General features: G+C 74.4%; 21 protein-coding genes. All 21 read left to right on the top strand.

Annotated elements, in window-relative coordinates:
• Positions 1-382: 382 nt before the first annotated feature.
• The 21 genes from IHE55_RS09800 to IHE55_RS09700 all read left to right on the top strand — a co-directional run bounded on the left by IHE55_RS09800 (position 383) and on the right by IHE55_RS09700 (position 17,773).
• Complete coding sequence (locus IHE55_RS09800; RefSeq protein WP_197988678.1) at positions 383-1,150, top strand: helix-turn-helix transcriptional regulator; 768 nt, start codon at positions 383-385, stop codon at positions 1,148-1,150.
• A gap of 180 nt (positions 1,151-1,330) precedes the next feature.
• Complete coding sequence (locus IHE55_RS09795) at positions 1,331-1,582, top strand: acyl carrier protein (RefSeq protein WP_197988677.1); 252 nt, start codon at positions 1,331-1,333, stop codon at positions 1,580-1,582.
• Between the two features lie 35 nt (positions 1,583-1,617).
• On the top strand, positions 1,618-2,862 hold the full coding sequence (locus IHE55_RS09790) for a beta-ketoacyl-[acyl-carrier-protein] synthase family protein (protein WP_197988676.1): 1,245 nt from the start codon (positions 1,618-1,620) through the stop codon (positions 2,860-2,862).
• Complete coding sequence (locus tag IHE55_RS09785) at positions 2,829-4,001, top strand: beta-ketoacyl synthase N-terminal-like domain-containing protein (protein ID WP_232265507.1); 1,173 nt, start codon at positions 2,829-2,831, stop codon at positions 3,999-4,001. Before IHE55_RS09790 ends, IHE55_RS09785 begins: the two co-directional genes overlap by 34 nt.
• Positions 4,002-4,009: 8 nt before the next feature.
• On the top strand, positions 4,010-5,131 hold the full coding sequence (locus IHE55_RS09780) for a beta-ketoacyl synthase N-terminal-like domain-containing protein (protein ID WP_197988675.1): 1,122 nt from the start codon (positions 4,010-4,012) through the stop codon (positions 5,129-5,131).
• Positions 5,128-5,976, top strand: a complete 849-nt coding sequence (locus tag IHE55_RS09775) for an alpha/beta fold hydrolase (RefSeq protein ID WP_197988674.1) — start codon at positions 5,128-5,130, stop codon at positions 5,974-5,976. Before IHE55_RS09780 ends, IHE55_RS09775 begins: the two co-directional genes overlap by 4 nt.
• Positions 5,976-7,007: a hypothetical protein gene (locus IHE55_RS09770; protein WP_197988673.1), complete on the top strand. Its 1,032-nt coding sequence runs from the start codon at positions 5,976-5,978 to the stop codon at positions 7,005-7,007. The genes IHE55_RS09775 and IHE55_RS09770 overlap by 1 nt, the downstream gene beginning before the upstream one ends.
• Positions 7,007-8,194 carry a beta-ketoacyl-[acyl-carrier-protein] synthase family protein gene (locus IHE55_RS09765; RefSeq protein WP_197988672.1) on the top strand — a complete coding sequence of 396 codons (1,188 nt, stop codon included), beginning with the start codon at positions 7,007-7,009 and terminating at the stop codon, positions 8,192-8,194. Before IHE55_RS09770 ends, IHE55_RS09765 begins: the two co-directional genes overlap by 1 nt.
• Positions 8,191-9,195, top strand: a complete 1,005-nt coding sequence (locus IHE55_RS09760) for a beta-ketoacyl synthase N-terminal-like domain-containing protein (protein ID WP_197988671.1) — start codon at positions 8,191-8,193, stop codon at positions 9,193-9,195. The genes IHE55_RS09765 and IHE55_RS09760 overlap by 4 nt, the downstream gene beginning before the upstream one ends.
• Positions 9,196-9,209: 14 nt before the next feature.
• Positions 9,210-10,004 (top strand): SDR family oxidoreductase, encoded by a 795-nt coding sequence (locus IHE55_RS09755; RefSeq protein WP_197988670.1) that lies wholly within the window; start codon positions 9,210-9,212, stop codon positions 10,002-10,004.
• Between the two features lie 50 nt (positions 10,005-10,054).
• Positions 10,055-11,377, top strand: a complete 1,323-nt coding sequence (locus tag IHE55_RS09750) for an alpha/beta hydrolase (RefSeq protein WP_232265506.1) — start codon at positions 10,055-10,057, stop codon at positions 11,375-11,377.
• Positions 11,370-11,741: a hypothetical protein gene (locus tag IHE55_RS09745; protein WP_197988669.1), complete on the top strand. Its 372-nt coding sequence runs from the start codon at positions 11,370-11,372 to the stop codon at positions 11,739-11,741. Before IHE55_RS09750 ends, IHE55_RS09745 begins: the two co-directional genes overlap by 8 nt.
• Positions 11,741-12,142 carry a hypothetical protein gene (locus IHE55_RS09740; protein ID WP_197988668.1) on the top strand — a complete coding sequence of 134 codons (402 nt, stop codon included), beginning with the start codon at positions 11,741-11,743 and terminating at the stop codon, positions 12,140-12,142. The genes IHE55_RS09745 and IHE55_RS09740 overlap by 1 nt, the downstream gene beginning before the upstream one ends.
• A 1-nt stretch (position 12,143) precedes the next feature.
• Positions 12,144-12,548: a hypothetical protein gene (locus IHE55_RS09735; RefSeq protein ID WP_197988667.1), complete on the top strand. Its 405-nt coding sequence runs from the start codon at positions 12,144-12,146 to the stop codon at positions 12,546-12,548.
• Between the two features lie 163 nt (positions 12,549-12,711).
• Positions 12,712-13,836 (top strand): beta-ketoacyl synthase N-terminal-like domain-containing protein, encoded by a 1,125-nt coding sequence (locus tag IHE55_RS09730; RefSeq protein ID WP_197988666.1) that lies wholly within the window; start codon positions 12,712-12,714, stop codon positions 13,834-13,836.
• A 46-nt stretch (positions 13,837-13,882) separates the two neighbouring features.
• A complete protein-coding gene (locus tag IHE55_RS09725) occupies positions 13,883-14,830 on the top strand; it encodes an ACP S-malonyltransferase (RefSeq protein ID WP_197988665.1) in 948 nt (315 codons plus the stop codon).
• 247 nt (positions 14,831-15,077) lie between these two features.
• Positions 15,078-15,332 (top strand): acyl carrier protein, encoded by a 255-nt coding sequence (locus IHE55_RS09720; RefSeq protein WP_197988664.1) that lies wholly within the window; start codon positions 15,078-15,080, stop codon positions 15,330-15,332.
• Between the two features lie 2 nt (positions 15,333-15,334).
• Positions 15,335-15,736, top strand: coding sequence for a 3-hydroxyacyl-ACP dehydratase FabZ family protein (locus IHE55_RS09715; RefSeq protein ID WP_197988663.1), 402 nt, complete (start codon positions 15,335-15,337; stop codon positions 15,734-15,736).
• A complete protein-coding gene (locus IHE55_RS09710; protein ID WP_197988662.1) occupies positions 15,736-16,230 on the top strand; it encodes a 3-hydroxyacyl-ACP dehydratase FabZ family protein in 495 nt (164 codons plus the stop codon). The genes IHE55_RS09715 and IHE55_RS09710 overlap by 1 nt, the downstream gene beginning before the upstream one ends.
• Before the next feature lie 14 nt (positions 16,231-16,244).
• On the top strand, positions 16,245-17,027 hold the full coding sequence (fabG, locus tag IHE55_RS09705; RefSeq protein WP_197988661.1) for a 3-oxoacyl-[acyl-carrier-protein] reductase: 783 nt from the start codon (positions 16,245-16,247) through the stop codon (positions 17,025-17,027).
• A 14-nt stretch (positions 17,028-17,041) separates the two neighbouring features.
• Positions 17,042-17,773 carry a 2-hydroxychromene-2-carboxylate isomerase gene (locus IHE55_RS09700; RefSeq protein ID WP_197988660.1) on the top strand — a complete coding sequence of 244 codons (732 nt, stop codon included), beginning with the start codon at positions 17,042-17,044 and terminating at the stop codon, positions 17,771-17,773.
• Positions 17,774-17,812: the final 39 nt, after the last annotated feature.

The raw sequence follows: 17,812 nt of genomic DNA, 5'->3' as shown, positions 1-17,812 counted from the left end.
AACGAAAAGCGGGCCGACGGGGGAACAGGTGCCGACTTCCGGCCGTCGGCCGATGGCCGTCAGCGTAGGGATCACGCCAGGTCACGTGAGCAACCGGGGCCGTGGTGACACTTTCCTGCCGTGCGGCCGGACCGGGTTCCCGCGCCCGCTATGGGAGTTGGGTCGCCGTATGTCGTCCTCTTCCGGTGTCCGGGTTGCTCCGCCGTGTCCCAAAGGGAGCGATCTTCCTTGCCCGAAAGTCCGCATGATGGATAATGTGAATATGTAGGCGGGGGTTTTGCAGCCATGCGCGAAAAGGCAATGGGGGTTCCCTTTGAGCCATTTTGGAATTCAACAAAACGACTTCACGCCATTCGGCGGCGAAGGGGAACCCGATGGCCCGGTGCCCGCATCCGGGGTCGCCGCGGACAACCTGGAGAGCGCGCTGGGCCAGGCGCTGTCGCTCCTGGAGACGGCCGTCCACCACCACCGCCGCTCCACCCTCGCCTGCGTCACCGCCGACCTCCCGGTGGGCGGCGAGACGGTGGCCGGCTGGGTCGCCCGGCTGGTGCTGCGGGCCGAGCGCGCGGTCATCTGGAGCCTGCCGGAGGTGGCCTCCGAGGAGCACGGCAACCTCATCGCCCAGACCGTCTCGCAACTGGCCGGCAAGGGCGTGGGCACCCGCATGCTCTGCCCGCCGCCGGTGATCCGCGGACCGCTGTGGGCCCGCACCCTCGGCACCTTAGGGCCCGAGGTCGAGGTCCGCGTCTCCGGCGCGGTCCGCCAGGAGCTGGTGGTGGTGGACGGCGCCGCGGTCATCGCGCCCGACGCCACCCCCGGGGAGCCCGGCGGCTCCCGGGCCTCGATGATCCAGAACTCCACCGTCGCCGACATGACGTACCAGCTGCTGTCGGGCATGTGGGACACCGCCCAGCGGCCCACCCGTCCGCTCTCCTTCGAGGGCGGCGCGCGCGGCCGGGTGCTCCAGGAGGTGCTGACGCTGATGGCAGAGGGCTACAAGGACGACGCCGCCGCCCGGAAGCTCGGCCTGTCGGTGCGCACCTACCGCCGCTACGTCGCCGACATCATGCGGGACCTGCAGGTGGAGTCGCGTTTCCAGGCCGGGGTGCGGGCGGTGCGGGCGGGCCTCATGGAGACCGGTTCACCGTGACCTGGGTCACGTTCGTGCAGCTCTATGACAGTTGTGGTTACCAACCGGTTGCCATCTCCCGGGGTGTGACAGGTAGTGGACTCGGACCTTGCTGCGGCACTTGCCAGCCGCTTAGCGTCGGGGCCGTTCGTCGGTAACTCACCGGCTTCAGTCCATGACCCAAATGGAGGTGCGCGGCCCATGACCGCCATCGTCGAAGAGCGTCAGGAAATCATCAAGGAAATCGTCACCGACATCCTTGAGATCGACCCCGACGAGGTCACGGAGACCAGCCTCTTCAAGGAGGAGCACGACGCCGACTCGCTCCGCGCCATCGAAATCCTCGCGGCGCTGGAGAAGGAGTTCGATGTCGTCATCAACCAGTCGCAGCTGGCCCGGATGGTGAACCTGCGCGGCGTCTACGAGGTCGTCTCCGAAGCGGCCGGCTGGTAACCGGTACCACGGCGGACCCTGGGAGGCGCGCGGCCATGCACGAAGAACCGACCCGCAGAGTCGTCATCACGGGTCTGGGATCGGTGTCCAGCATCGGTGTCGGAACAGCGGAGTTCCTGTCCGGACTGCGTTCCGGCAAAAGCGCCGCCAAGCCCATCACCGCATTCGACACCGAGGGTTTCGAGCACTCCGTCGCGTGCGAGATCACGGATTTCGACCCGGCGCGCTGGATCACCCGGACCGACCCGGACACCCTGGGCCGCGCCAGTCAGTTCTCGGTCTCCGCGGCCCGTATGGCCGTGGCCGACGCGGGACTGCCCGAGGAACGCCTGCGCGACGCCCCGTGCCTGATATCCATCGGCACCACCGACGGTGAGTCCAGAGACCTCGACCAGCTCGTCGAGACGGAGGTCCGCCGGGGCCCCGAGCACATGGACCCCGCCCTCGCCCGCCGGGTCCCGGCCGGCCGGCTGTCCGCCGCGGTCGCCCGCGAGTTCGGCCTGCGCAGGGTCGAGGCCGTCACCCTGCCCACCGCCTGCGCGGCCGGCAACTACGCCATCGGCTACGGCTTCGACGCCATCCGCGCCGGTGACGTGGAGTTCGCCCTGTGCGGCGGCGCCGACGCCCTGTGCCGCAAGACCTTCACCGGCTTCTACCGGCTGGGCACCATCGCCCCCGAGAAGTGCCGGCCCTTCGACGCCGACCGCCAGGGCATCCTCACCGGCGAGGGCGCCGGCGTGCTGCTGCTGGAGTCGCTGGAGTCCGCGCTCGCCCGCGGCGCCCGGATCTACGCCGAGGTCCTCGGCTACGGACTCAACTGCGACGCCCACCACCCCGTCGCCCCCGACCGGGACAGCGTCGCCGCCTGCATGCAACTCGCCCTGGACAACGCCGGGATCAAGCCCGGCGACGTGGACTTCATCTCCGCCCACGGCACCGGCACCCGGGCCAACGACGTCACCGAGGCCGGGGCGATCCGCCAGATCTTCGGCGACGAAGCGCCGCGCACCGTCTCCATCAAGTCGATGATCGGCCACACCATGGGCGCCGCCAGCGCGCTGGCCGCGATCGGCTGCGCCCTGGCGATCACCGAGGGGTTCATCCCGCCGACCATCAACCACCGGCGCACCGACCCCGAGGTGGCCCTGGACTGCGTGCCCAACCACGCCGTCGAGGCCGATCTGCGCGTGGTGCAGAACAACGGCCTCGCCTTCGGCGGCAACAACGCCGTCGTCATCTTCGGCAGATGGCAGCCGGAACGGACGGAGGCCACGGCGTGAGCCCGCTGATCACCGGGACCGGAGCCCGGGTCAGCGTGGGCGACGGCGTCGAGGAGATGTTCCGCGCGCTGTGCGCGGGCACCAGCGGCATCGCCGAGCTGCGCGGCTTCGACCGCACCCGGTACCGCGCCCAGCACGCCTACGAGATCGACGACCGGCCGCCCGGCGGCGGCGACGTCCCCGGCCGCGCCACCCGCTGGCTGCTGAGCGCCGTCGAGGAGGCGGTGACCCGGGCGGGCCTGGGCGAGGACCTCAGCGGCGTCCCGGTGCTGGTCGGCACCGGCCTGCGGGAGCTGCGCTCGGCCGAACTCGCGTACCGCGACGGCGCCCCGTTCGCCATGGAGCGGATGCACTTCGGCACCGCGCTGCGGGAACGGTTCGGTGCCGACCGCACCTACACCGTGGCCAACGCCTGCTCCGCCTCCCTGCACACCCTGGCGATGGGCGCCGACCTGCTCGACGCGGGCCTCGCCGACACCGTTGTCGTGGCCGGCGTGGACGCCATCACCGAGTCCATGTACGGGCTGGTGGACCGGGTCCACCTGGAGCCGCCGCGGCGCGTGCAGCCCTTCGACCGGGCCCGCCGCGGCGTGGTGATGGGCGACGGCGCCGCCGCCGTGGTGCTGCGCCGGGAGGAGCCCGGGGCCGCCGGCACCGCGCTCGCCCGGCTCTGCGCGGTCAGCATGAACTGCGACGCCCACCACGTCACCGCCCCGGACGCGCGCGGCATCGCCGAGGCGGTCCGCGAGGCGCACTGGAAGGCCGGGGTGAAGCCGCGCGACATCGACCTGGTGATGCTGCACGGCACCGGCACCCTGCTCAACGACGAGGCCGAGGCCACCGCCATCGGCCAGGTCTTCGGCGAGGACGCCGGGGTGCCGCTGATGACCGCCGTGAAGTCCATGACCGGCCACACCTCCGGCAGCTCCGGACTGGTCAGCCTGATCGTCGCCCTGAAGGCCATGGAGACCGGCCAGGTGCCGCCCACCCTCGGCCTGACCGACCCGGTGGCGGAGGCCGCCGCCTTCCGGTTCGCCACCGCCCCGGTGCACGGCGCCGCCATCGGCGTCGCCCAGGTCGGCGCGTACGGCTTCGGCGGGGTCAACGCCGTCGCCGTGGTGGAGAGGACGGCGAGGTGAGCACCGCCATGAACGACACGGAGGACAACCGGGTGAGCGCAGGCGCGACCCCCGGCGGCCCGGTCGGGGACGACCGCACGTCCGCCCGCGGAACCGGCGGCGCCGGCCCGGTGCGGATCGCCGTCACCGGCGTGGGGCTGGCGCTGCCCGGCGCCGACGGCCCCGCCGGGCTGCTGGGCACCGGACCGGCCGGCCCCGAGCCGTACGACACCGGCGCCGTCATCGGCCGCCGCGGCCACCGCTACAAGGACCGCGCCACCCAGCTGGCGCTCTGCGCGGCGGTGCACGGCCTGCGCGACGCCCGGCTGATCGGGGCCGCCGACGAGGAACTGGCCGTCCCCGGCCACACCGTCGGGGTGGTCGCCAGCTCCAACCTCGGCAACCTCGACACGGTCTGCCGGGTCGCCGCCGAGATCACCGAGCAGGGCGCGGACCGGATCAGCCCGATGTCCACGCCCAACGCCTCCAGCAACGTCGTCGCCTCCTCCGTCGCCCTCCGCTTCGGGCTGCGCGGCCCCAACCTGATGCTGTGCAACGGACCCACCTCCGGGGTGGACGCCGTGCACTTCGGCGCCGGCCTGATCGCCGCCGGCCGGGCGGGACAGGTGCTGGTCATCGGCACCGAGTCCCGCAACGACATCGTCGGCGGCCTGCTCGGCACCGACCCCGCCGAGCTGCTCGACGGGGCCGTCGCCCTGGTGCTGGAGACCACCGCCGGCGCCCGGCGGCGCGGCGTCACCCCGGTCGCCGTCCTCGGCCGCTACGAGCGCCGGGCCGGCCTCGGCCGCTGCGTGGAGACCCTGCTGTCCGGCACGGACGACCGAGCCGCGCCCGGCGTCTGGTTCACCCCCGAGCGGTACCGGGACCCGGCCGGGCCGGACACCACGGGCCCGGACACCGCCGGAACGGACCCGGGCGCCCCGCACCCGGTACCGGTGGACCCGGCCGTGCCCCGGCACGACCTGACCCGGGCCTTCGGCCTGGCCTCCGGCGCCCTCGGGGTGCTCCAGTGCGCCGCCGCCACCGGCTGGATCGCCGCCGGCGGCACCGGCCGGGCACTGGTCACCTGCGGTGACGACACCACCGACGGCGTCGCCGGCATCCTCGTCGAACCGTACGGAGCGCCGTGATCCCCGGACCCAAGGAAGCCGTGGTGGTGCGCCGCGCCCGCACCGCACTCACCGGCGGCGAGCCGGTCCGGCTGCTGCTGGTGCACGGACTGGCCGGCAGCGCCGCGCTGTGGGACCGCTACGTGGAGCGCGCCGACCCCGGCTGCGAGGTGTGGACCGCCGAACTGCCCTGGCGCGGCGCCGGGGTGCCCGGCTGGCCCGACCGCCCCGCCGAGGAGTGGATCGACCGGGCCGTCGCCGCCCTGCCGCACCACCCGGACGTGGTGGCCGGCCACTCCTTCGGCGCCAGCGCCCTGCTGTCCTGGCTCGCCTCCCCCCGGCCGGGCGCCGGCACCGCCGGCCCGGGCGCGAGGGGGCTGCGCGGCGCGGTGCTCGTCTCGCCCTTCTACCGGGCCGACGAGCAGCGGTTCGACTGGGACACGCTGGCGTACTACCTCAACGACTTCGACCGCATCCTCGCCGACGGGCTGCGGGTCAGCTCCGGCGGCCGGCTGGAGGAGAGCGTCCAGCGCGACATGGCGCTGAAGGTCCGCGACCGGATCGGCCCCTACGGCTGGATGCGCTTCTTCGACCTGTACCTGAACACCCCGCGGCTGCCCGTCGGCGAGCTGCGCCTGCCCGTCCAGCTGCTGGCCGGGGCCGAGGACTTCGCCTCCGACCCCGCCGAGGCGGCCGAACTGGGACGGGCGCTGCCCGACGCCCACGTCCGCGTCATCCCCGGCGTCGGCCACTTCCCGATGGTGGAGCGCGCCGACGCCTTCGCCGAAGCCGTCAACGGCTTCCTCGGCACCGTCACCGCCCGGCCCCGGCCGGACGCACCCCTTTCAGCGATGGAGCACAACTGATGACCGCTGCTGTTGACCCGTCCACAGGACTGAAGTCTCTGCTCGGTGACACCACCGTGGTGCGCCTCCGGCCGCGCTTCGAGGGCTCCAACATCTGCACCTGGATCGGCTTCAAGCACATCAACTACCTGGTCGAGGAGGCCGTGCTGGTCCACTTCGACCGGGCCGGGCTCTCCTCCCGGCAGCTGTACGCCGAGTACGGGCTGGCCTGCGAGTTCACCGGCATGGACACCCGCATCCTGCACGCCTTCCACCTCGACGACCAGGTGGAGGCGGAGGTCGCGCCGGCCCGCTTCCGCGGCCAGACCGAGGACGCCCTCACCTTCAAGGTGACGCTGCGGGTGGACCGCGGCGGCGGCGTCCTGAAGGCCGCCACCTCCAAGGTGCGGCTGAGCCTGCGCACCGACGCCACGGTGGAGGCCGCCCCCGAGACCCCCGGGCCGCTGCGGCCGTTCACCGTGGACCGGCTGGGCGCGGACCTGCCGCCGGTGGCCGACCCGGCCCCGGAGCAGACCGCGGCCGCCGAGCGGGCGCTGGCCGCCGGCGGCGACGAGGCGGCGGTGCTCGCCGCGCTCACGCAAGGCCGCAACGCCTACGCCTGGAAGTGGCACATCACCTACCCCTACTGCCACTTCACCGAGCGGCTCCAGCTCTCCGGGTACCTGCGGCTGATGGAGGAGGCCAAGGACCGGTTCGTCCGCGACCGCGGCATCTCCATCAAGACCCTGCTGGACGAACGGAAGTGGATCCCGGCCTGCCCGGCCTCGGCGGTCCGCATCCTCGACGAGGCGCTGATGGAGGAGGACCTGTACACCGTCTACACGGTGGAGCAGGTCTTCAAGGACCTCACCTACACCTCGCGGATGGACAACTACGTGGTCCGCGACGGCCGGCTCCGCCTGGTCCAGTCCGGCACCGTCACGCACGGCTACGCGGAGATCACCGGCCGCCGCGACTGGTCGCTGGTCCCCTTCGACCAGCGGGTGCTGGACGCCCTGCACGGCACCGCCGGGAGCACGGGGAACGCCTGATGGACGACGTGGTGATCACCGGGCTCGGTGTGCTGTCCTGCCTCGGCTCCGGGGTCGAGGCGTACTGGAAGGGCCTGCACGCCGCCCGCAGCGCGCCCCGGCGCATCCCGGCCCCGAACGCCGACATGCCCCACCCGTCGATGTACCTGGTGCCCGACGAGGACCTGCCGGCCGGCCCGGCGGAGCAGGACGGGCTGCCGCTGGGCCGCGGCTCCCAGTTCGCCCTGGAGGCCGCCCGGCAGGCCGTCGCCGACGCCGGCGCCGACTCGCTCGCCGCGCTCGACCCGGCCCGGGTCGCGGTCTCCGTCAGCACCGGCATGGGCGACGCCGACCTGCACGAGGGCTGGCGCCCGGCCGGCCCGGCCGGCACCGACCGCTGGGCGCCCGCCTTCCCAGCCGCCGCCGTGGTGGCCGGCTGGTTCGGCGCCGAGGGGCCCAGCACCAGCATCAGCAACGCCTGCTCGGCCAGCGGCTACGCGCTCACCGTGGCCGCCGACCAGATCCGGTCCGGCGAGGCCGACGTGGTGATCGTCGGCGGCACCGAGGCGTGCTCCCGGGTGGCCATGGCCTGCTTCAACCGGCTGGGCGCCATGGACCCCGAACGCTGCCGGCCGTTCGCCACCGGCCGGCGCGGCACGCTCTTCGGCGAGGGCGCCGCGGTCATGGTCGTGGAGTCCGCCGAGCACGCCCGCCGCCGCGGCGCCCCCCGGGCGTACGCCGCGCTGGCCGGCTCCGGCTGGAGCTGCGACGCCTACCACGCCACCGCCCCCGAACCCACCGGGGCGGAGATCGGGCGCGGCATGCGGCAGGCACTGGAGGAGGCCGGCGCCGCCCCCTCGGACGTGGCCTTCGTCGTCCCGCACGGCACCGGCACCGAACTCAACGACGTGGTGGAGAGCGAGACCCTGGCCACCGTGCTGGGCGGCACCACCACCCCGGTGTACAACCTCAAGGCGCTCGTCGGGCACACCGGTTCCGCCGCCGGCGCGTTCGGCGCCCTCACCTCCGCCCTGCTGCTCCACCACGGCACGGTGCCCGGCAACGTGGACATCGGCGAGCAGGACCCCCGGTGCACCGTGTCGCTGCCGACCGCGGCCGCGCCCACCCGGGGCCGCTTCGGGCTGGTCAACGCCTACGCCTTCGGGGGCAACAACATCTCCCTGGTTCTTCAGGAGGCCCGGCTGTGAACCACCGGAACACCACCGACCTGGTCGTCACCGGCCTCGCCGTGGTCGAGGCCGAGGGGTTCGACCACCGCACCGCCCTGGGCCGGCGCGGGTACAAGTACCTGCCGCTCGCCGCCCAGTACTTCCTCGCCGCCGCCCGCCGGGCGCAGGACGGGCCCGGCGAGGCCGCCCGGGAGGCGACCGACCCCCGGCGGCGCGCGGCGACCGTGGGCACCAACAGCGCGGCCGTGGCGCTGCACGCGGCGATGGACCGTACGGTCCTGGAGGCCGGCGCGGACGACCTGAGCCCGCTGACCGCCCCGTACTTCTCCATCAACACCTACATCACCAAGCTCGCCGTCGAGCAGTCCCTCAAGGGCTTCAACATCACCTGCACCAGCCCCCGCACCGCCGGGGTGGAGGCGCTGGAGACCGGCGTGCGGTCGCTGGCCGCGGGCCGCGCCGACTGGCTGCTGGCCGGCGCCACCGAGGCCGGCCTGCCGCCGGGCGCGCCCGGCGCCGCGCACTCCGAGGCCGGCGCAGTCGCCCTCGTCCTGGAGCGCGCGGAGGCGGTGGCGGCCCGCGGCGGCACCGCCCTGGGCCGGCTCGCGGCCCGCACCTTCTTCCTGCCGCCGCGGACCGCCGCCGGGCCGGACGGCGCCCGGCGCGCCGCGGACCGGATCGCCGAGGCGCTCGCCGCGCTCGGCCACCCCGAGGACGGCGACGCGCCGGTCACCGCGGTGCTCGACGACAGCCCGGTGGGCCGCGCGGTCGCCGCCGCGCTCGGCGACCGGGCCCGCCCGGTGCCCGCCGGCGCCGGCTGCCTGGCCCCGCTGCGGCAGCTCGCCGGGCAGCTCACCGCCGGCCCCGGCCCCCGCGCGGTGGTCACCGCCGCGGCCGAGGGCAACGTCGGCGTCTGCGTCACCACCGCCGCCGCCCCCGGGGAGCCGGCCGCCGCCCCCGAAGAGCGGGCCGCCGGCCGGCCCGCCACCGCCGAACAGCCCGCCGACGCGGGACGATGAGGAGCGATCAGCCGATGACCACCTCCCTCGAAGGCTCCTGGAGCCTCATCCTGGGCGTCTCCAGCGGTATGGGGCTCGCCACCGCCCGAGAGCTCGCCCGCGCCGGCGGCAACATCGTCGGGGTGCACTTCGACACCGCCGAGGGACAGGAGAAGGCCGCCGTCGCCGAGGAGGAGCTGCGCTCCGGCGGCGTCCAGGCCCACTTCTTCAACCTCAACGCCGCCGCCGCGCGCAGCCGCGAGGAGCTGGTGCCCCGGATCGCCGAACTCACCGGCGGCAAGGGCGTCCGCATCCTGCTGCACTCGCTCGCCTTCGGCACCCTGGTGCCCTTCCTGCCCGCCGACGGCCGGCCGGGCATCGCGCCCCGGCAGATGGCCATGACGCTGGACGTGATGGCGCACTCCCTCGTCTACTGGACGCAGGACCTGGTGGCCGCCGGACTCCTCGGGCGCGGCGCCAAGATCTACGCGATGACCAGCTCCGGCGACACCAAGGTGACCGCCTCCTACGGCGCGGTCTCCGCCGCCAAGTGCGCCCTGGAGTCCCACGTCCGGCAGCTGGCGCTGGAGCTGGCCCCGTCCGGCATCGCGGTCAACGCGCTGCGCGCCGGGCTCACCGTCACCCCGTCCCTGGAGCGCATTCCCGGCAGCGACCGGATGATCGAGTACGCCACCCGGGTCAACCCGCACCAGCGGCTGACCCGCCCCGAGGACGTCGCCGAGGCGGTCGTCCTGCTCTCCCGCACCGAGTCCTCCTGGATCACCGGCAACGTGATCGGGGTGGACGGCGGAGAGATGTTGACGGCCTGACCTGGCGGGCCGACGGGCCGGCCGACGAGCGAGGAAAGACGAGCACCAGCATGACCGGTTCACCCACGGGGGGCACCGGCTCCGGGGCACCGGAGCCGGGCCGCGCCGCCACGTCCCCGGCCGCGCCCGGCGACGGCCTGCGCCGGCTGGCCGGCGCCCTGCTGCGCCCGGTCATGCCGCTGCTCGCGGCGCGGCAGGGGCTGCGGCACGCGGACGGGCTGTTCCACCCGCCGCTGCCGCCGGGCCGGCCGCGGACCCCGGCGGCGAAGAAGCTGCCGATGCGCGAGATCACCGTCACCACCAGCCGGGACGGGCTGCCGCTGCGCGGCTGGGTGGTGCCGGGCAGGGGCCCGCACACGGTGATCGCCTGTCACGGCATGGGCCGCACCAAGTCCATGGCGCTGGGCCACATCGAGATGTTCCACCGGGCCGGTTACCACGTCCTCGCCTACGACATGCGCAACCACGGCGAGAGCGGCCACGACCGGGCCCGGGGCGACATGGCCGAGCGCTTCACCAGCGACCTGCTGGACGTGGTGCGGACGGTGGCCGCCGACCCCGAGCTGGGCGGCGGGGAGATCGCGCTGCTCGGCTTCTCGCTGTCCACCTGGCCCTCGCTGTGGGTCCCGGCCCGCTCCGAGGTCCCGGTGGCCGCGGTGATCTGCGACAGCGGACCGGCGTACGACGTGCGCGGCGGCCTCGGCCACTTCGCGGGCCTGCGGCGCGGCCAGCTGCCCGAGGAGCTGCGCGGCTCGTTCTCCTTCGCCGTCTACCAGCAGGTCTTCCAGATCATGTGCATGGCCAAGCTGGCGATGCGCGACTGGCCGCCGGACCTGTCCTCGGTGCCCACCCGGCTGATGTTCATCGGCAGCTCCGAGGACACCATCGTGCCGCCCGAGCAGGTGGAGCGGGTGGCCCGGCAGTACCCCGGGGCGGAGTACTGGGTGGCCTCCGGCGCGCTGCACATGAACGGGCTGCGGATCGTCCGGGAGGAGTACCGGCGACGGGTGCTGGACTTCCTCGCCGGGGCGTTCGCCGACGGGCCGCGCGCCGCCGCGGCGTCGGGCGGGGCCGGGGCGTCCGGGGACGCCGGGGCTGCCGGTGCGCCCGGTGCGCCCGGTGTGTCCGGGGCGACGGGGGAGCCCCCTGTGCCTTCCGGGGCTGCCGGTGCGGAGGGGGCTTCCGGAGTTTCCGGTGCTTCCGGTGCGTCCGGGGCGGCGGGCGGTCCCGGTGCCGGCCGGAAGTCGGGTGCGTCCGGTGGGTCCGGCGTGCCCGGGGAGCCCGGCGCGACCCGCGCGTCCGGCGGGCCCGGGACGCGGAAGGCGGGCCGGAGCGGGTCCGGCCGTCCGGCGCGGGCGGTGACCGGTGGCTGAGCACACCCCGGGACCGGCCGCCGGGGGCGCCCCCGGGCCGGCCGCGCACCTGCTGATCGAGAGCGGCGGACCGGAGACCGGTGCCGCCTTCACCCGCTTCCTCGGCGACGCCCGCCGGCTCGCCTCCGACGGGCACCCGGTGGTGCTGCTGCTGATCGAGAACGGCGTGCTCGCCGCGGTGTCCGGTGCCTGCCCCGAGCTGGGCCGGCTCCGCGCGCTCGGCGCCGAACTGTGGGTGGACGCCTTCTCGGTCGCCCAGCGCGCCCTGGCCACCGCGGACCTGGACCCGGCCGTGCGGCCGGTGGACATGGACCGGGTCGCCGCCCGGCTGCTGGAACCCTCGGTGCGGGCGGTGTGGCACTGATGGCCGTCCCCCGCACCGACCTGCTGCTGATGGTCTTCGCCGCGCCGCACCGGAACGAGCACGTGATGTCCGCGCTCCGGCTGGCCACCGCGGTGCTGGAGCGCGGCGCGTCGCTGCAGATCTGGACCTGCGGCGACGCCACCGGGCTGACCTGGGCCGGGCACGGCGACAGCAAGCCGCGGAACATCACCGACTGGGAGCGCGATTACCCCTCCACCGCCGCCCTGGCCGCCGGGCTGCTGGCCGACCACCCCGGACGGCTCCACTGGTACGTCTGCCGCGCCTGCTCCGACGACCGGGGGGTGGCCGACCAGATCCCCCAGGTCCGCCGGAAGTCCCCGTTCCGCTTCGTCGACCACGTGCGCGCGGCGGACAAGACCCTGTCGCTGGGGGTGTGCTGAGATGACCGCGCCGACGCCGGACGAGCGCTGGCTGGTGGTGATGGAGCGCGCCTACCGCGGCGCGGTGGAGTCGCAGTACGCCGACGGGCTCAACTTCGTCCAGGACCTGCACCGGCAGAGCGGTGCGTGCGACCTGGCGCTGCGCGGCACCGCCGTTGGCTACGCGGTGCGCACCGGCTTCGAGCCCTCGGTGCGGATCGGCTCGCGCACCCTGGACACCCTGCCCGACCCGCGCGCCGCGCTGACCCGGATGCTCGCCGACGGGATGACCGTCCTGGTCGAGGAGGACGGCCTGGCGTCGCTGGGCCGCACCGCCCGGGAGCGGCTGCTGCCCGGCGTACGGGTCGTCGGCGGCGGCGAACTGGCGGCGAGCTGGCCGTCGTACACCCAGGTGTGGTTCATGTGACCCCGCCCGTCCCGCCGACCGCCGCGGACCCCGCCGGCCCCGCCGCCGCCCCGGCCTCCGCCCGGACCCCGACCGCGCCCGCCGGTCCCACCCACCCCCGCCGCCCCCCCCCCGGACCGTCACCCCCCTCCCCCGTGTCACCCGCGAAGGAGCACACCGCACCATGGCCTTCGACACCCGCACCGGCGGCCCCCTCATCTCCGCCTGGGCCGCCGTCTCACCCTGGGGCCGGCACGGTGCCGACTTCGCCGACGGACTGGCCGCCGGCCGCCGCACCGAGCAGCCGGTGGACCCCGCCGAGTGGACCGTGCCGCAGCCCACCGCCTGCCTGGTCCCGGACTTCCGCATCAAGGAGGTGCTGGGCCGCAAGGGCACCCGTTCCATGGACCGGGCCACCGGGCTGGCGGTCACCGCGCTGCGGCAGCTGCTCACCGACGACGACGGCGCGGCAGACGGCACCGGCGGCCGGCTGCCGGGTGTCGGCGAGGACGCCGGCCTGGCGCTGGGCACCAGCACCGGCAGCGCCCAGAGCAGCATGGACCTCACCCGCGAATCGCTCACCAGCAGCCGCCCGTTCTTCGTGGACCCCGCCCGGGTGCCCAACTCGGTGATGAACTGCGCCACCGGCGCCTCCGCCATCTGGCACCGCCTCAAGGGACCCAACGCCACCGTCGCCGGCGGCCGGGCCGCCGGCCTGCTCGCCCTGCGGTACGCGCTGCGGCTGCACCGCGCCGGCCGCGCCGACACCGTGCTGTGCGGCGCCGTGGAGGAGTTCTCCTCCGCCCGCGCCTGGCTGGACTGGCACTCCCGCCCGGCCGGCCGACCGCCCGCGGTGCTCGGCGAGGGCGCCGCGTTCTGGCTGATGGAACCGGCCGCCACCGCGGCGGCGCACGGACGCGGCGGCCTGGCCGAGGTGGCGGGGCTGGAGTTCGGCTTCGCGGCGGACCCGGACGACGCCGGCCCGGTCCTCACCGAGGTCCTCCAGCGGCTGCTGGAGACCACCGGCACCACCCCCGACCAGCTGTGGGCGGTCGCCGCCTCGCACGCCCCGGGCGCCGAGGGGGAGGCCGAACGCGCCGCCCTGGACGCCCTGCTGGGCGACCACACGCCGGTGCGGCCGGCCCCGGCCGAGTCCATCGGCGACACCTGCGCCGCCTCGGCGGCCTTCCAGATCACCGCGGTGCTCGCGCTCGCCGAGCGTGGCGACGCGGAACCCGGCAGTCCCGCCCTGATCACCTCCGTGGACCGGGACGGCGTCGTCGGCGCCGCCCTGCTGCGGACCCGGTGACGGTGGGAGGGCCCCAGCCATGACAGTTGCGCGAGGAGACAGTGAGATGACGACGGACGGCCGTACGGCGCTGGTGTTTCCGGGACAGGGCTCCCAGAAGCACGGCATGGGGGAGACGTGGCGGGAGACCGCGTCCTGGTCACTGGTCGCGGAGATCTCCGAGTACACCGGCACCGACCTCCAGGAACTGCTGCTGACCGCCGACGACGAGACGCTCAGGCGCACCGACCTGGCGCAGATCGCGGTCTTCACCACCGAGGTGATCGCCTACCACGAGGCGAGGGAGGCCAAGCTCTTCACCGAGGTCACCGCCTGCGCCGGGCACAGCCTGGGCGAGTACACCGCGCTCTACGCCGCCGGCGCGGTCACGCTGGCCGACGCCGCCCGGCTGGTCGCCGCCCGCGGCCGGGCGATGCGGGAGGCCGCCGAGGGCGCCCCGGGCACCATGGCCGCGGTGGTCCGGATGGACGCCCCCACTGCCGGCGAACTCGCCGAGCGGGTCCGCGGCGAGGGGCGGGACGTCTGGCTGGCCAACATCAACGCCCCCGGCGCGGTGGTGGTCTCCGGCACCCCCGAGGGCGTGGAGGCGCTCGCCGAACTCGCCCCCGAGGCCGGCGGCAAGGTCATCCGCATCCCGGTGGGCGGCGCCTTCCACAGCCCGCTCATGGCCCCCGCCGCCGACCAGCTGGAAAGCGCCCTGAAGTCGGTGGAGTTCAGCGCGGAGCACACCCCCGTGGTGGCGAACGTGGACGCCCGCCCGTACACCACCGGCGACGTCTGGCCCGCCCTGGAGCTGCGCCAGCTCACCAGCCCGGTGCGCTGGGAGGAGAGCGTGCGCACCCTCGCCGGCGAACTGGGCTGCACCCGCTTCGTGGAGCTGGGCCCCGGCCGCCAGCTGTGCGGCATGATCCGCCGGATCGCCAAGGAGGCCGAGACCGTCCCGGTGGACGGGCAGGCCGCCCTGGAGGCCGCGGTCGCGGCCGCGACCGACTGACCCGCCGGCCGCCCCCGGACCCGGCACCACCCCGGACCCGCACCCCCGTTCCCGTACCGCTCCCGGTCGGGACCGGGACCAGGGACCGACCGGACCCGACCGGGAACCGGGGACCCAGGGACCGCCCCGGCACCGGGACCGCCTCCGGGCACCCCCGCCGGCGCCCGGACCCGGCACCCCCGCCGGCCCCCGGCCACCCGCGCGTGGACCGCGGGCCACCTGTGACACCGCACCAGAAGGAGAACCCATGTCCGACTCCACCGCCGTCCTCGACCTCGACGACCTGCGCACCCTGATCGCCGACGTCCTCGACGTGGACGAGGAGGAGCTCACCGACGACGCCGACTTCATCGAGGACCTCGGCGTCGATTCCCTCATGGCCCTGGAGGTCATGGTCGTGCTGGAGAAGAAGTACGGCATCAAGCTCGGTGAGGAAGAGCTGAAGAAGATCACCTGCCTGCGTGCGGCGCACGACCTGATCGCCGAGAAGCTGGAGAAGTGACCGTGCCCATCACCCGTGCCACGCCGGTGGACAGCATCCCCGAGGTGCTCGACCCCGGCAGCGAGACCACCCCCGCCCGTACCGTCGTCCTGGTCGAGCCCTCCGAGAAGGTGCTGGCCGGCCACTACCCGGGCTTCCCGATCTTCCCGGGCATCTGCCTGGTGGAGTACGTCCACCAGAGCGCCCTGGACACCCTGCCCGGCCAGGACGGCTCCTGGAAGCTGGCGGCCATCGAGTCCACCCGCTTCGTCAGCCCCGTCTTCCCCGGTGACACCGTCACCACCGAACTGAGCTGGCAGCAGCTCCCCGACACCGGCGCCTGGCGCTGCAAGGCCGTCGCGAGCACCGAGCGCGGCAAGGCGGCCCAGCTCCGGCTCCGCTTCGAGATCCGGAAGGGCCAGTGATGTTCGGTACCCGTGAGTTCAAGCAGGTGCTGCCGCACCGCTACCCCATGCTGCTGGTGGACCGGATCATCGAGCTGGTGCCCGGCGAGCGCGCCCGCGGGCTGAAGGCGGTCACCGTCAACGAGCCCTGGTACGCGCACGTCCCGGACGACGCCGCGCCCGAGGACTACCACTACCCGTGGCCGGTGCTGGTGGAGTCCTGGGGCCACGTGGCCGGGCCGCTGGTCGCCTCCGACATCCCCAACCCGGACGTCACCACCGGCCAGGCGATGCTCCTGGGCGGCGTCGCGGACATCGAGTTCCACCGCCCGGTGCTCCCCGGCGACGTCGTGGAACACCGCGTCACCCTCTCCCGGGTGGTCGGCGAGACGTACATCTTCGAGGGCGACAGCGTGGTCGGCGACGAGGTGGTGATGACGGTCGGCCGCCTGGTGATGGCGATGCGGCCGGCCTCCGAGCTGACCGGCGCCGCCCCCGACCGGGACAACGGCTGAGGAAGGGAGCGCGCATGTCCGGGACATCCGGCAGCAACGACGGCAGACGGGTCGCCCTGGTCACCGGCGGGTCCCGCGGCATCGGCCGGGCCACCGTGCTGCGGCTCGCCCGGGACGGCCACGACGTGGTCTTCGCCTACGCCTCCGACTCCGAGGCCGCCCGGTCGCTGGAGAAGGAGGCCCGGGAGGCGGGCGGTGCGGCGGCGGGCCCCGGCGGCCCCGGCCGGGTGACCGGTCGGCGCGCCGATGTCTCGGACGCCTCCTCGGTGCGCGACCTGGTCGCCTTCACCGAGGAGGAAGCCGGCCCGGTGGACGTGGTGGTCACCTCCGCGGGCATCACCCGCGACAACCCGCTGCTGCTGATGGCGGACGAGGACTGGCACCGGGTGCTGGACGTCAACCTGGACGGTACCTACCACGTCTGCCGCGCGGTGGTCTTCGAGATGATGAAGCGCAAGTCCGGCTGCATCGTCAACATCTCCTCGGTGGCCGGGGTGTACGGCAACGCCACCCAGACCAACTACGCCGCGTCCAAGGCCGGAATCATCGGCTTCACCAAATCACTCGCCAAGGAGGTCGGCCGCTACGGCATCCGCGCCAACGTGGTCGCCCCTGGCTTCATCGAGACCGACATGACCGCGAACCTGTCCGAAAAAGTCCGCAAGGACGCCGCCAAGAGCATTCCGCTGCGCCGCTTCGGGCGTCCGGAGGAAGTCGCGGACATGGTCGCGTATCTTGTCCGGGCGGACTATGTCACCGGCGCCGTGTTCCAGGTCGACGGCGGCATCGTTCTCTGAGGGGGGAGACGGCTATGGCCGGCCGACGGGCCAGGGCACCCAAGGTGCCACGTTTCTATTTCAACTTCCGCAGTCCCTACTCCTGGCTCGCCTACCGGGACCTGCTGGACCGCTATCCGGACGTCGCCCGGGCGGTGGAGTGGCACCCCTGGTGGGACCCCGACGAGAGCGACGAACGGGCGCTGCGGGAGGCCGGCGGCTCGTTCAGCTACGTCGCGATGTCCCGGGACAAGCACCTGTACCTCCTCCAGGACGTACGGCGGCTGGCCCGGCAGCGCGGACTGTCGGTCACCTGGCCGGTGGACGAGGACCCGGAGTGGTCGGTCCCGCACTACGCCTACTTCGTGGCGCTCCGGGCCGGCAAGGGACCGGAGTACCTCGAACGCGTCCACCGCGCCCGGTGGCTGGAGGGCGAGGACATCTGCGACCGCAAGACCGTCGCCCGCCTCGCCGAGGAACTCGGGCTGCCCGCCGAGCGGATGGCCACCGCGGCCGACGACCCGGCGCTGCGGGAGCGGGAGGGGCTGCCGGCGCTGCTCACCCAGAGCCGGGACGGCGTCTTCGGCGTGCCCTTCTTCATCCTCGGGTACGAGAAGTTCTGGGGCCTGGACCGACTGCCGGCGTTCGTGGACGCGGTACGCGCCCGCAGCGGCACCCCGGCCGGCCCGGCCGAGCCGGAGAGCGGCGGCCCGGACTTCCTGACGGCCCGCGCGGGTGAGCAGGGTCATGCGGGGGGCTGCGGGTGACCGTCGCTCCCCGCACCGGTGCGGTATGAGTATTCCCGG

Origin of the sequence: Streptomyces pactum, from assembly GCF_016031615.1 — a bacterium.
In the GTDB taxonomy this organism is placed as follows: Bacteria; Actinomycetota; Actinomycetes; order Streptomycetales; family Streptomycetaceae; genus Streptomyces; species Streptomyces pactus.
Note: the sequence above shows the minus strand (reverse complement) of the source record. Positions and strands in the feature narration are given on the sequence as shown.